The organism is Enterobacter sp. 18A13, from assembly GCF_007035975.1.
GTDB classification, from domain to species: Bacteria; Pseudomonadota; Gammaproteobacteria; order Enterobacterales; family Enterobacteriaceae; genus Enterobacter; species Enterobacter vonholyi.
Genome location: NZ_AP019634.1, coordinates 3,015,599 through 3,029,575, shown reverse-complemented (window position 1 = coordinate 3,029,575; position 13,977 = coordinate 3,015,599). Strand labels below are relative to the sequence as shown.

At 55.4% G+C, this 13,977-nt stretch carries 9 protein-coding genes; 7 read left to right on the top strand and 2 right to left on the bottom strand.

The window, feature by feature from the left end; all coding sequences use genetic code 11:
• The first annotated feature begins 113 nt into the window (after positions 1-113).
• Entirely contained in the window at positions 114-980 is an 867-nt protein-coding gene (gene alkA / locus FOY93_RS14715; RefSeq protein ID WP_133294780.1) for a DNA-3-methyladenine glycosylase 2, read from the top strand.
• On the opposite strand, the gene FOY93_RS14710 is transcribed toward alkA, so the two are convergent.
• The gene (locus FOY93_RS14710) at positions 951-4,280 is read right to left on the bottom strand and encodes a diguanylate cyclase (protein WP_127731630.1); all 3,330 of its coding nucleotides are present in this window, start codon (positions 4,278-4,280) and stop codon (positions 951-953) included. The genes alkA and FOY93_RS14710 overlap by 30 nt on opposite strands.
• Positions 4,281-4,623: 343 nt before the next feature.
• Here FOY93_RS14710 and udk point away from each other — a divergent pair, with 343 nt between their 5' ends.
• The 3 genes from udk (at position 4,624) to asmA (ending at position 7,811) form a co-directional block, all read left to right on the top strand.
• Positions 4,624-5,265, top strand: a complete 642-nt coding sequence (gene udk, locus FOY93_RS14705) for a uridine kinase (protein ID WP_008500855.1) — start codon at positions 4,624-4,626, stop codon at positions 5,263-5,265.
• A gap of 91 nt (positions 5,266-5,356) precedes the next feature.
• Positions 5,357-5,938 carry a dCTP deaminase gene (dcd, locus tag FOY93_RS14700; protein ID WP_111965787.1) on the top strand — a complete coding sequence of 194 codons (582 nt, stop codon included), beginning with the start codon at positions 5,357-5,359 and terminating at the stop codon, positions 5,936-5,938.
• A gap of 22 nt (positions 5,939-5,960) precedes the next feature.
• Positions 5,961-7,811, top strand: a complete 1,851-nt coding sequence (asmA, locus tag FOY93_RS14695; RefSeq protein WP_143345306.1) for an outer membrane assembly protein AsmA — start codon at positions 5,961-5,963, stop codon at positions 7,809-7,811.
• Between the two features lie 90 nt (positions 7,812-7,901).
• On the opposite strand, the gene FOY93_RS14690 is transcribed toward asmA, so the two are convergent.
• A complete protein-coding gene (locus FOY93_RS14690) occupies positions 7,902-9,485 on the bottom strand; it encodes a TerC family protein (protein ID WP_115875802.1) in 1,584 nt (527 codons plus the stop codon).
• A gap of 692 nt (positions 9,486-10,177) precedes the next feature.
• On the opposite strand from FOY93_RS14690, the gene FOY93_RS14685 reads away from it, so the two are divergent.
• The 3 genes from FOY93_RS14685 to wzc are packed head-to-tail and all read left to right on the top strand — an operon-like array spanning position 10,178 to position 13,932.
• On the top strand, positions 10,178-11,317 hold the full coding sequence (locus tag FOY93_RS14685; protein WP_014170829.1) for a polysaccharide export protein: 1,140 nt from the start codon (positions 10,178-10,180) through the stop codon (positions 11,315-11,317).
• A gap of 6 nt (positions 11,318-11,323) precedes the next feature.
• A complete protein-coding gene (wzb, locus tag FOY93_RS14680) occupies positions 11,324-11,767 on the top strand; it encodes a low molecular weight protein-tyrosine-phosphatase Wzb (protein WP_023312405.1) in 444 nt (147 codons plus the stop codon).
• A 2-nt stretch (positions 11,768-11,769) separates the two neighbouring features.
• The gene (wzc, locus tag FOY93_RS14675; protein WP_111965784.1) at positions 11,770-13,932 is read left to right on the top strand and encodes a tyrosine-protein kinase Wzc; all 2,163 of its coding nucleotides are present in this window, start codon (positions 11,770-11,772) and stop codon (positions 13,930-13,932) included.
• Positions 13,933-13,977: the final 45 nt, after the last annotated feature.

Here is a 13,977-nt window from a genome sequence, read left to right as displayed (position 1 = left end):
GTGAGAAGGGGCGAGACTTTAACGAAATGTCCGCATGGCGACAACAGGAATATGAAAGCAAGGCGAAACAGGACCTTTCCGTTTATGCTGTGAAGAACCCAAAAGGAGAGACGATGTACACCCTGAACTGGCTTCCCCCTTACGACTGGCAGTGGATGTTTGGCTTTCTTGGCGCGCGTGCGGTGACGGGCATTGAAACCGTCACAAACGACTACTACGAGCGCAGTTTTGCCTGCGAAGGGCATCAGGGAATATTTCGCGTGACGCCGGATATCGCTGCCCATACGCTGACCGTGACGCTCAGTCCGGGGTTGATTCCGGTTGCGCAGGCATGCCTCGAGCGCATAGAACGCCTGTTCGATCTCGCCTGCAACCCGCAGCACATAGCGGATACGCTGGGCGATCTCGGAGCTGCAAGACCGGGCTTACGTTTGCCGGGATCGATGGATGCGTACGAGCAGGGCGTCCGGGCGATCCTCGGGCAGCTCGTGAGCGTGGCGATGGCGGCGAAGCTGGCGTCGCGCGTGGTGGCGTTATGCGGCGAACCGGTGGCGGATTGCCCGGGGTATCTCTGCTTCCCCACGCCGCAGGCGCTGGCGGCAGCGGACCCGCTGGCGCTGAAAGCGTTGGGCATGCCCGTAAAACGCGCGGAGTCGCTGATTCATCTGGCGCAGTCGGTTATCGACGGAACGTTTCCGCTTTTCCCGCCCGTGAATATAGAAGAGGGGATGAAGGCGCTACAGCAGCGGCCGGGGATAGGGCGCTGGACCGCAAATTATCTGGCCCTGCGCGGCTGGCAGGCGAAAGATGTGTTTCTGCCGGATGATTACCTGATTAAGCAACGCTTCGCAGGAATGACGCCCGCGCAAATTCGTCGTTATGCCGAACGCTGGAAACCGTGGCGCTCCTACGCGCTGCTGCACATCTGGTATACCGACGGCTGGGCACCGTCAGTTGATGGCGAAATAGCTGGTGTTTAGCAGAAGATCTAATGGCTGCGGCTCGGCGATAGTGTCGCCATAGATAAAATCAATGCCGATGCCCGAGAGCGTATCCATCATGATGGGCTGATTACACGGCCCTGCTATGGTCTTCATCCCCAGACGCTGGGCGTGGCCCTGAACAATGGTCACCATCATCTCATCCATCAGGTTGCCATAGACGTTGCTGACCACCTCTGCGTCCAGCATCAGATAGTCGGCCATGTTCGGGCTCAGGTGCGTAAAGACGTTCATGTCGCGTCCTATCTGGCTGAAGATCACACGGCAGCCCGCCTGGCGAAGCTTTTGCAGACCCCGTTGCAGGTTTTTATCCGGGCTGCACACCACGTCGGCAGAGATAACCAGATGCAGGAGACGGCCCGGCATGGGGCTTTTATCCAGCAGCTCGAGAAGTTCATCGACCAGCGTTACGCTGGCTAAACCGGCCTCAGAAAGCGGCAGTGCCACGCCCATGCCTTTACTGGCCACCTGAGCGGCGAAGGCACGGAAAAATTCACTAAAGATACGTCTGTCGAGGGCGTGCAAAAGCTCAGGCTCCGCCAGGCCCGAGCGGAAGGCATGCTCCTCCTGTACTTCACCCTGGCTGGTCCACAGGCGTAACGAAAGCAGCCAGAAATTACTGCTTTCCGGGATGCGCGGGGAGGCGACGCTGCGGGCGATCATCATCAGGTGATTGTCTTTAATCATGTGCCACTGTTCATCAAGCGACATCATGCTGCGAGTGTTGTGATCCCGCTCCTGCTGGGGTTCGTAAACCGTCACAGTACCGCGCCCGTTGTTTTTTGAGGCGTAACAGGCAATATCCGCCTGCGACATTACCTCCGACGCCTGATGGTTATTTTCATCAATCAGCGTGATACCTGCGCTGGCGCCGATCCGGTGCAGGCGGCCTTCCCACATAAAGTGATAGTCGTTGATGGCATGAATCAGGCGACCGGCAATATAGCGCGCGCTTTCAATATTGCAGTCCGGTAACAGTAACCCAAACTCATCCCCGCCCAGGCGCGCCAGCACGTCGCTGGAGCGGAGCATGGTCAGCATCAGAGAAGAGAGTTCCCGCAGCAGGGCATCGCCCGCCGCATGGCCCGCCGTATCGTTGACGGCTTTAAAGCGATCGAGATCGATAAAGACAAGGGCATGGCGCTGTCGCGTTTCGCGAACGGTCTGCAGGAGTCGTTTGAGATGATTTTCGAAGCTGACCCGGTTTGCCAGATGGGTCAGGGCATCGTGGGAGGCGCTGTAGCTCAGCTGGCGCAGCATTTTGCGCGACTCTGTCACGTCCTGAATCACGATAACCGAGCCAATATTCTGTCCATCCAGCGTGCTGAGCGGCGTAATGCTGTAATGAATATCAAAATTACCACCGGTACGGCAGTTCAGCACCACGTCCTGATCGATATCAGAACGGGACATATCGCCGCTGTGAATATTCTCCATCAGCGGCCCTTTTTCACCAAAGGTGATATGCAACACCTTCAGGATCGGCTGGCCGATAGCTTCGGTCTGCAGCCAGCCGCTCATTTTCTCAGCGACCGGGTTCATAAAGGTGACGTTCATGTTGATATCGGTGCACAGCACCGCTTCACCGATAGAGTCGAGCGTGATGTGTAGCCGCTCTTTTTCCTGGAAAAGCGCCTCGTTAAGCTGCTTAACCTCGGTCATGTCCATGTTGATACCGAGCAGCCGTTCGACTTCGCCCTGCTTATTGAGCACCCGGTTCGCCAGGGAGCGAATATGGCGCACGCCTTCCTTCACGCGGATGCGGAATTCCAGCTTAAACGGCAGACGGGATATCAGCGAGTCCCGCAGCACCTTCTCAGCGTGGGCACGATCTTCCGGCAGCATCGTATCGTGCCAGAGCTGCCAGGTAGGCTTGATATGCGGCGGGATTTCATACAGCTCAAACATCCGCTTGTCCCAGCTGATGATGTCTGGCTCGAGATCCCACTCCCAGATGCCGATGCCGCCCGCTTCGTTAGCAAGCGTAATGCGCTCCATCAGGCGTTTATTGACCCACTCGGTCTGCTTCAGGTCGTTAATATCTTCAATCTGGGCGATAAAATAGAGCGGCGAGCCGTCGGCATGGCGCACGACGGAGACGGCAAGCAGCGCCCAGACCACTTCCCCGTCGCGGGTGTAGTAGCGCTTCTCGAGGGTGTAAGTGTTGATGTCGCCGTTGACCAGCTGTTCGAGCTGCTCCAGGTCGGTATTCAGATCTTCCGGCCAGGTGAGCTGCTGGAAGGTCAGCGACTGGAGCTCCGTCTGGCTGTAACCGAGGAAATTGCACAGCGCCTTGTTAGCCTGTAGCCATTTACCTTCGATGCTGACCAGCGCCATACCGATGGCGGAATACTCCATCGCATTGCGGAAACGCTCCTCGCTTTCGGTAATGTGCTTGCGCTCGGCGCGGAAGGCGTACATCACCATGGTCATCACGTTGGCAGGCAGGAGCAGCATCAGGAACGGCAGCCAGGGGGCGTTCAACATCGGCCCGACGTGTTGGGTTGTCAGCGCCACCGGGTTCCGGGCAATCATCAGCGACACAACCATCACGGTGACAAGAAACACCATGAATGCTTCCATTCGCGGCAAGCGCACTGCGCTCCACATAAGCAAAACGATAACGCAGGTGAAAGGCCACGGCAGCCAGGTAATGGCTGCCCAACTGAGGGCCAGCGTCACGGCCAGGGTGGTCAGGGTTTCCAGCAGCAATCGCGGGTCACGGTGGCGCAGCAGATAATGCGGTTTAAACAACAGTCCCAGTGGTACCACCGCCAGCGCGCCAATGGCTTCAGACAACACCCAGACGAAGAAATTACGCGCTGGTTCAGGGCCGGGCGCCAGCAGAGACACCAGGACGCCGCCCACCAGGGGCGGTATCACGGCGCTGCCGATGGCCACCCGGATCCAGTCATTCAGATTCTGCAGCGGGTTGTACCACGGCAGCAATTTGCGCAGCAATAACGCACCGGTAAAGGCTTCAACCACGTTAATTGAGGTGTAGGTGAGGTTTATCGATCCCCACGAAAACAGCATCCATGTGGCCAGAATATTGCCGAACGAACAGGCCAGGGCGATTCCCGGCCACATTTTTCCTGCATGGCGATAAAACGCCACCATCATAATGGCGGTGGGGAACCAGAGCGGGGCCAGCAGGGTGCCGAACCGGGTGAGCTCCAGCGAAAATAAGGTAAAGATAAAGGTGACCAGGCCCAGACAGACAAGTCGTATTAAAGGATGTGGGGTGGTAACCAAAACCCGCTGGTATTGTTTATTCATTACCGCTTTATCCAGAGACGCCATGCCGTCAGGGAAGATGTCCGAACGCGTGAATTTGATAATTTGGTTTATGCTAGTACAAACAATTTACAATTCATATGGTGACCGCTCAGAATTTGACACCACAGACTTATTAAATAGAAGCTCCGTGAAAAAAAACGGTTAAACGCTGAAAAAACGCTCATTTAAATTTCACTCAGGGAATAATACGTCACTTTTAAGCCAGTCTCGCAGAACCTGTGCATTCGACTGGTATCACGCCCGCGAAATCCCTATAATTGCCGCGTTTGACGCTCCGGCGTCGTCCTTCCTTAACATCCAGGTTAATCAGGTCGCTAAATTTATGACTGATAAGTCTCATCAGTGCGTCATTATAGGCATCGCCGGCGCATCGGCTTCAGGTAAAAGTCTAATTGCCAGTACGCTTTATCGCGAACTGCGTGAACAAGTAGGTGATGAGCATATCGGCGTCATTCCCGAAGACAGCTATTACAAAGATCAATCCCATCTGTCGATGGAAGAGCGCGTTAAAACGAACTATGACCACCCAAATGCAATGGATCACAGCTTGCTGTTCCAGCATTTAGAAGCGCTCAAGAGCGGCCAGGCGATTGAACTGCCCGTTTACAGTTACGTAGAACACACCCGCACCCAGGAAACCATCCGCATCGAGCCGAAAAAGGTCATTATCCTCGAAGGCATCCTGCTTCTGACCGACGCCCGCCTGCGTGAATCCATGAACTTCTCGATTTTCGTTGATACTCCGCTGGATATCTGCCTGATGCGCCGCATCAAGCGTGACGTGAATGAGCGCGGCCGTTCGATGGACTCCGTCATGGCGCAATACCAGAAAACGGTTCGCCCGATGTTCCTGCAGTTTATTGAGCCATCCAAACAATACGCCGATATCATTGTGCCGCGCGGGGGTAAAAACCGCATTGCTATAGATATCTTAAAAGCGAAAATCAGCCAGTTTTTTGAATAAGCCGCGTGAATTGTGTACCGTTCAGAGATAACCTGGTTTTACCCTGAGCGCTTATCGTCTCAGGGTACGATGCATGAAAGGAGAAAGTGCCATGCGTCTTTGTGATCGCGATATAGAAGCCTGGCTGGATGAAGGCCGTTTGTCTATTACCCCACGTCCACCCATTGAGCGTATCAATGGTGTGACCGTTGATGTACGGTTGGGGAATAAATTCCGCACCTTTAGCGGCCATACCGCACCGTTCATTGACCTCAGCGGGCCGAAGGACGAAGTCAGCGCTGCGCTCGATCGTGTGATGAGTGACGAAATCGTTATCGACGAGGGCGAAGCTTTCTATCTGCATCCGGGTGAACTGGCCCTGGCGGTGACGTTTGAATCTGTAACCCTGCCTGCGGACCTGGTCGGCTGGCTTGATGGCCGTTCTTCGCTGGCGAGATTGGGGCTGATGGTTCACGTGACCGCGCACCGTATCGATCCAGGCTGGTCGGGGCGTATTGTGCTGGAATTCTTCAATGCCGGTAAATTGCCGCTGGCGCTGCGGCCGGGAATGATGATCGGCGCGTTAAGTTTTGAACCGCTGTCAGGCCCGGCAGATCGTCCTTATAACCGTCGCCAGGACGCAAAATATCGCGACCAGCAGGGCGCGGTTGCCAGCCGCATTGATAAAGACTGATCGTTAGCCCATTGAGGATGCCATGAGAAGAGTTCTGACAACGCTGATGATTTTGCTGGTGGTGCTGGTGGCTGGCCTTTCGGCGTTGGTTCTGCTGGTTAACCCCAACGATTTCCGCGCTTACATGGTGCGGCAGGTCGAGGCACGCAGTGGTTATCAACTGAATCTTGACGGGCCGCTGCGCTGGCACGTCTGGCCGCAGCTCAGCATTCTCTCTGGCCGCATGTCGCTCACCGCGCCGGGAGCGTCCCAGCCGCTGGTGTCCGCAGACAACATGCGCCTTGATGTGGCGCTGATCCCGCTCATTTCCCATCAGCTGCAGGTTAAGCAGGTGATGCTGAAAGGCGCGGTGATTCAGCTCACCCCACAAACCGAAGCCGTGCGTGATGCAAATGCGCCGGTCGCGCCGCGCGAGAATACCCTGCCTGATGAGCCGTCCGATACTGGCTGGTCCTTTGATATCGGCAAGCTGAAAGTTGCCGATAGCGTGTTGGTTTTCCAGCATGAACACCAGGAGCAGGTGACCGTTCGCGACATTAACCTACAGATGGAACAGGATGCTCACCACTTTGCGACGGTAGAGTTTAGCGGGCGCGTGAATCGCGATCAGCGTGATTTGACCCTGTCGCTGAATGCGAATGTGAATGCGTCAGACTACCCGCATCAGCTCACGGCTGATATCCAGCAGCTTAACTGGCAGCTGACGGGGGCCGATCTTCCCGCCCAGGGCATCGCCGGGCAGGGAACGCTGCAGGCCGTATGGCGCGAAGAACAAAAACAGCTGGAGCTGGATAATCTCAACCTGCAGGCTAATGACAGTAGCCTGAAGGGGCAGGCGAGCGTCACGCTCGAAGAAAAGCCGAAGTGGGTGCTGAATCTGCAGTTTGACAGGCTCAACCTTGAAAACCTGTTGCCGCCTCTGCCAGCCAGCGCCACGGACAGCGATGCCACGCAGACGGGGCAAAGCCAGGCACCGGTATCACGTCCGGTTATCTCGTCTAATCTCGATCAGCCCGACTATAACGCCCTGCGTGGATTCACGGCGGATATTCTGCTGAAAGCCAATAGCCTGCGCTGGCGAGGCATGGACTTTACCGACGTGAGCAGCCAGATGTTTAACCATAACGGTTTGCTGGTGATCTCCGAACTGAGCGGTAAGATGGGCGCAGGGAACCTCTCGCTGCCCGGTACGCTGGATGTCCGTAAAGACGTTGCCAGCGCCGAATTCCAGCCGCGTCTCGACAATGTTGAGATAGGCACCATCCTGAAGGCTTTTAACTACCCGATATCCCTGACGGGGCAGTTGACGCTCGCGGGTGACTTCTCAGGTTCGCAAATTGATGCCGATGCTTTCCGCCGCGAGTGGCAGGGGCAGGCGCATCTCGATCTGAAAAATTCCCGTATGGAAGGGCTTAACTTCCAGCAGCTGGTGCAGCAGGCGGTTGAGCGCAGCAGCGATGTAAAAGCCCAGGATAACTACGACAGCGCCACCCGCCTCGAGAGCTTCACCGCGGACCTGACGCTGGACAACGGCCAGCTTACTCTCGACGGAATGCAGGGCGCCTCTTCACTCTTATCAGTGACCGGTGAAGGCAAGCTGGATCTGGTGAAAGAGACGGCGGATACGCGCTTTAACGTTCGGGTACTTTCCGGCTGGCAGGGTGAAAGCAAGCTCATCGACTTCCTTAAAGAGACGCCGGTCCCGCTGACCGTATACGGCAAATGGCAGGCACTGAATTACAGCCTGCAGGTGGATCAGATCCTGCGCAAGCATCTGCAGGATGAAGCGAAACGTCGGCTTAGCGGCTGGGCGGATCGTAATAAAGATTCACAGGACGGCAAGGATGTGAAAAAGCTGCTGGATAAGCTGTGATGTCCGTTGTGCCGGGTGGCGGCTTCGCCTTACCCGGCCTACAAAAACCGAACATCGTAGGCCGGGTAAGCGAAGCGCCACCCGGCTTTTTTATACCTCAAAATCCAGTTCTTCTTCATCCCGCAGCGGAATGAGTTGAACCTTCTGCACGCGATGGTTTTCAATCTGCAGCGTTTTGAGCAGATAGTCTCCCACCTGAACCTCTTCTCCCGGCTGCGGGATACGCTGTAAGTACTCCATCAGCAGGCCGGCAATGGTGTGATATTCTCGTTTTTCATCCAGCGGCAGCGGCACGTATTGCACCAGGTCTTCCAGCGGCATGTGGCCGTTAGCCGTCCAGGAGCCGTCTGCGTTTTTCTGAATGTCGTGGCGCGCGTCAATCTCATCCACCTCGTTAGGCAGATTACCGGCGATCGTTTCCATCACGTCGCTGAGCGTGACCAGCCCTTCCACTGAACCAAACTCATCTACTACAAAGGCAAAGTGCGTGCGCGCGTTACGGAATTGCTCCAGGGCGGAAAGCAGCGGTAGCCCTTCCGGGAATACCAGCGGCTGGCGGACCAGGACGCGGAGATTGAGCGGCTCACCGTGAAGCTGCTGCTGGAGCAGGTCAATAACGTGCACCACGCCCAGCAGCTCATCTTCCTCTTCACCGCCGGTCACCACCACGCGGGTGTGCTGGTTTTTATCCAGCAGGGCGCGAACGTGCGCTTCCGGGGCCGTCAGGTCGATATGTTCAATGTCATGTCGCGATGTCATGATGCTGCTAACCGTCCGCTGATTGAGATTGAGCACCCGCTCAATCATCAGCCGTTCCTGCGGGTTAAAGATCTGCCCGTCGCTGTGATCGGCCAGCATGGCGGAGGATTCGGCGTCCAGCTCGGCATCCTCTTTCTTACCGCTTAACAGGCGCATAACCGTGTCGGCCGTGCGCTGACGCAGGGTCTGATTCGCGGAAAGGAAGCGGCGGCGGTTAAATATCGCCAGCTGGTTAAGCGCTTCAATCATGACGGAGAATCCGATGGCGGCATACAGGTAGCCTTTCGGAATATGGAAGCCAAAGCCGTCGGCCACCAGGCTAAAGCCAATCATCAGCAGGAAGCTCAGACAGAGGATCACGATGGTCGGGTGACTGTTCACGAAGCGGGTCAGCGCCTTGCTGGCCATTACCATCAGCGTGATGGCAATAATGACTGCGGCCATCATCACCGCAAGGTGGTCCACCATCCCGACGGCGGTGATCACCGAGTCAAGGGAGAAGACCGCATCCAGCACCACGATTTGAGCCACCACCGGCCAGAATTTCGCCCCGCGGCGCTGGGTCGGGTTCTCGCTGTCTTTGCCCTCCAGCCGCTCGTTGAGCTCCACGGTGGCTTTAAACAGCAGGAACAACCCGCCGAAGAGCATGATCAGATCGCGGGCGCTAAAGCTCAGACCGTGAATGGAGAACAGAGGCTGAGTGAGCGTCACCAGCCAGGAGATAGAGGCCAGCAGCAGTAGCCGCATCACCATTGCCAGCAGCAGACCCGTTACGCGCGCGCGGTCGCGCTGGGAAGGAGGCAGTTTTTCAGCGAGGATGGCGATAAAGACCAGATTATCAATCCCGAGCACCAGCTCGATGACGACCAGCGTAACCAGCCCGGCCCAGATTGAGGGATCGGCAATCCATTCCATAGTAATAGCAATACCTTCTGTAATATGACAAATGTCACACTTCGATCATGGATAAAGCTGGGGGAAATTGCAATGCCGGGCTGAGATTTCTCTTAATACGACGGGTAAAAAAGAGAGCATTCTCAATAATCTGTAAATAAGCGAAATACGTATATTTAATTACAGGGAAAGCATTTTAGGATATATCGCAGGTGATGATTTTTACTTTCATTTTGTCAATATAAAGAAAATCCTAAAAGGTCAAAAATTTGCTCTTAATATTAATCTTAAAAACCGATATTAGGACAGTTGTCTCCTTGCCTGCTATTAGGTTAGCTGCAACAATTCTCCCAGCATCAAATGTTAAATCTCGGTGTTGCTATTAATGTTCGGTCTTCAGGGATGGTTATTCATTATTCGTCGGGTTTTTCAAGCGACTGATATATTTCCAGAAGACCTTGCTCAAGAGGGTGTCTATCCATAACACATTGTTTAGTCAGTGGATTGGTAACTGAAAGCCAAGGGCGGTAGCGTGCCTGAAAGCGTGTGAATCAGCCTCGATTATTCTGTCAAGAGCCAATGGATGAATAAGCTTTTTTTAGGACTGATGCCAGTTATATTTCTATTTGATTAACTGCATGCTGAAACCCAATACGACTCGAGCTTATTTAAATTGCACAGGATAATTACTCTGCCAAAGTGATAAATAATCAATGATGAAATCCAAAATGAAATTGATGCCATTATTGGTGTCTGTGACCTTGATGAGTGGTTGCACGGTCTTTCCCGGCAGCAATATGTCAACAATGGGTAAGGATGTGATCAAGCAACAGGATGCCGATTTTGATCTCGACAAAATGGTGAATGTTTATCCACTTACGCCTCGTCTGGTCGAACAATTACGTCCACGTCCGAATGTTGCCCAGCCGAATATGTCGCTGGACCAGGAAATTGCGTCCTACCAGTATCGCGTGGGGCCGGGTGACGTGATCAACGTGACCGTCTGGGACCACCCTGAATTGACCACGCCTGCGGGCCAGTACCGCAGCTCAAGCGACACCGGTAACTGGGTGCAGTCAGATGGCACCATGTTCTATCCCTACATTGGTAAAGTCCATGTTGCGGGGAAAACGCTTGCCGAGATCCGTAGTGATATTACCGGCCGCTTAGCGCAGTACATCGCCGATCCGCAGGTGGACGTTAATATCGCCGCATTCCGCTCGCAAAAAGCCTATATCTCCGGCCAGGTGAACAAATCCGGCCAGCAGGCCATCACCAACGTTCCTCTGACCGTACTGGATGCCATCAACGCCGCGGGCGGGTTAACCGACGGCGCCGACTGGCGCAACGTCGTGCTCACCCACAACGGGAAGGAGCAGCGCATTTCGCTGCAGGCGCTGATGCAAAACGGCGATCTGACCCAGAACCGCCTGCTTTATCCGGGCGACATTCTCTACGTGCCGCGCAATGACGATCTGAAAGTCTTCGTGATGGGTGAAGTGAAGAAACAGAGCACCCTCAAGATGGACTTCAGCGGTATGACGCTGACCGAAGCGCTGGGCAATGCTGAGGGTATCGATCTGACGACCTCTAACGCGACCGGTATCTTCGTGATCCGTCCGCTGAAAGGTGAGGGCAGCGCGAAAGGCAAGATTGCCAACATCTACCAGCTGGATATGTCCGATGCGACTTCTCTGGTGATGGCGACGGAGTTCCGTCTCCAGCCATACGATGTGGTGTATGTCACCACCGCGCCGGTTGCCCGCTGGAACCGTCTGATCAACCAGTTGCTGCCAACCATCAGTGGCGTTCGCTACATGACGGATACGGCGCGCGACATTCATACCTGGTAATCCGCGATGTTTAACAAAATTCTGGTGGTATGCGTGGGGAACATTTGCCGTTCCCCTACGGCTGAACGGTTGTTGAAACACTACCAGCCCGAACTAACCGTTGATTCGGCAGGGCTGGGTGCACTGGTCGGTAAAGGTGCCGATGAGCGCGCAACGAGCGTAGCGCGGGATCATCACCTCTCTCTTGACGGTCACGTGGCCCGCCAGGTCACTGGCCGCATGTGCCGGGAGTATGACCTGATCCTGACGATGGAAAAACGCCATATTCATGCGCTGTGCGATATCGCTCCGGAGATGCGCGGCAAGGTGATGCTGTTTGGTCACTGGGACAATGAACGTGAAATCCCCGATCCGTATCGCAAAAGCCATGAGGCCTTTGAGGCGGTTTACACCTTACTTGACCAGTCTGCCCAACAGTGGGCGCAGGCACTGAAAGTTCAGCAGGGATAACAATGACAGAAAAAACAAGACCTTCTGCCGCCCCGACTTCGGGCAGTGATGAAATTGATATTGGGCGCCTGGTCGGCACTGTTGTAGAGGCAAAGTGGTGGGTGCTTGGCATTACCGCCGTATTCGCCGCGGCGGCCGTCGTTTATACGCTGTTCGCCACCCCTATCTACAGCGCCGACGCGCTGGTGCAGATCGAGCAGAATACCGGCAACTCGCTGGTGCAGGATATCGGCTCCGCGCTGGCGAACAAGCCGCCGGCATCCGACGCTGAAATTCAGCTCATCCAGTCACGTCTGGTGCTGGGTAAAACGGTTCACGATCTCGGGCTCGATATCTCCGTCACCAAAAATACCTTCCCAGTCTTTGGTGCCGGCTGGGACCGTCTGATGGGGCGAAGCAATGACACGGTGAAAGTCACTGACTTCGTGCTGCCGAAAGGGGCTGCCGATCAGACGTTTACCCTGACGGTGCTTGGCCCGAAACAGTATCAGCTAACCAGCGACGCAGGTTTTAGCGCCCGCGGTGAAGTGGGGCAGATGCTGACCAAAGACGGCGTCAGCATGATGGTCAGCGCGATTAACGCCCAGGAGGGCGGTGAATTCACCGTCACCAAATTCTCCACGCTGGGGATGATCAACAATCTGCAAAACAACCTGACCGTCACCGAAAACGGTAAGGACACCGGCGTGCTGAGCATGACCTTTACCGGTGAAGATAAGGATCAAATCCGCGACATCCTGAACAGCATTACCCGCAACTACCTTGAGCAGAACGTCGAGCGTAAGTCGGCGGAAGCGGCGAAAAGCCTGGCGTTCCTGTCAAAACAGCTTCCGGAAGTGCGCGCCCATCTGGATGAAGCCGAGAACAAGCTGAACGCTTATCGTCAGGATAAAGACTCCGTTGACCTGCCGCTGGAGGCAAAATCAGTCCTTGATTCGATGGTCAACATTGATGCGCAGCTCAACGAGCTGACCTTCAAAGAGGCGGAAATTTCCAAGCTTTATACCAAACGCCACCCGGCCTACCGCACGCTGCTGGAGAAACGCCGTACGCTGGAAGAGGAGAAGGCGAAGCTCAATGACCGCGTGACCGCGATGCCGAAAACGCAGCAGGAGATCGTGCGTCTGACCCGCGACGTGGAGTCCGGACAGCAGGTTTACATGCAGTTGCTGAACAAGCAGCAGGAGCTGAAAATCACCGAAGCCAGTACCGTCGGTGACGTGCGTATCGTCGACCCGGCGATTACCCAGCCAGGGGTGCTGAAGCCGAAGAAAGCGCTGATTATTCTCGGCAGCATTATTCTCGGCCTGATGCTCTCCATCGTCGGTGTACTGCTGCGTTCGCTGTTCAACCGCGGAATCGAAAGCCCGCAGGTGCTGGAAGAGAGCGGTATCAACGTCTATGCCAGCATTCCGCTGTCTGAGTGGCAAAAATCCCGTGACAGCGTGAAAACCATCAAGGGCGTTAAGCGTTACAAACAGAGCCAGCTTCTGGCGGTGGGTAACCCAACAGACCTTGCTATCGAAGCGATCCGCAGCCTGCGCACCAGCCTGCACTTCGCGATGATGCAGGCCAAAAACAACGTCCTGATGTTAACCGGCGTTAGCCCGTCAATCGGTAAAACCTTCGTCTGCGCCAACCTGGCGGCCGTTGTCAGCCAGACCAACAAGCGCGTGCTGCTGATCGACTGCGATATGCGTAAGGGCTACACCCACGAACTGCTGGGCACCAACAACGTTAACGGTCTGTCGGAAATCCTGCTCGGTAAAGGTGACATCAGCCAGAGCGCGAAACCTACAACGGTGCCGAAATTCGATCTGATCCCACGCGGTCAGGTGCCGCCTAACCCGTCTGAACTGCTGATGAGCGAACGCTTCACCGAACTGGTGGAGTGGGCGAGCAAAAACTACGACCTGGTGCTGATCGATACGCCGCCGATTCTGGCCGTGACCGACGCAGCCGTCGTTGGCCGCCATGCGGGCACCACGCTGATGGTAGCGCGTTACGCGGTGAACACCCTGAAAGAGGTAGAAACCAGCCTGAGCCGCTTCGAGCAGAACGGGATTGAGGTGAAAGGGGTGATCCTGAACTCCATCTTCCGCCGCGCGACCGGGTACCAGGATTACGGGTATTACGAGTACGAATATAAGTCTGACAGCAAATAACAATCCCCCTCACCCTAACCCTCTCCCGAGGGGAGAGGGGCGGGG

Excerpts from the sequence above, each read along its gene's own strand:
- udk (WP_008500855.1), top strand. The coding sequence starts at position 4,624 with ATGACTGATAAGTCTCATCAGTGCGTCATTATAGGCATCGCCGGCGCA.
- FOY93_RS14685 (WP_014170829.1), top strand. The coding sequence starts at position 10,178 with ATGATGAAATCCAAAATGAAATTGATGCCATTATTGGTGTCTGTGACC.
- asmA (WP_143345306.1), top strand. The coding sequence starts at position 5,961 with ATGAGAAGAGTTCTGACAACGCTGATGATTTTGCTGGTGGTGCTGGTG.
- FOY93_RS14710 (WP_127731630.1), bottom strand. The coding sequence starts at position 4,280 with ATGAATAAACAATACCAGCGGGTTTTGGTTACCACCCCACATCCTTTA.
- FOY93_RS14690 (WP_115875802.1), bottom strand. The coding sequence starts at position 9,485 with ATGGAATGGATTGCCGATCCCTCAATCTGGGCCGGGCTGGTTACGCTG.
- wzc (WP_111965784.1), top strand. The coding sequence starts at position 11,770 with ATGACAGAAAAAACAAGACCTTCTGCCGCCCCGACTTCGGGCAGTGAT.
- alkA (WP_133294780.1), top strand. The coding sequence starts at position 114 with ATGTACACCCTGAACTGGCTTCCCCCTTACGACTGGCAGTGGATGTTT.
- wzb (WP_023312405.1), top strand. The coding sequence starts at position 11,324 with ATGTTTAACAAAATTCTGGTGGTATGCGTGGGGAACATTTGCCGTTCC.
- dcd (WP_111965787.1), top strand. The coding sequence starts at position 5,357 with ATGCGTCTTTGTGATCGCGATATAGAAGCCTGGCTGGATGAAGGCCGT.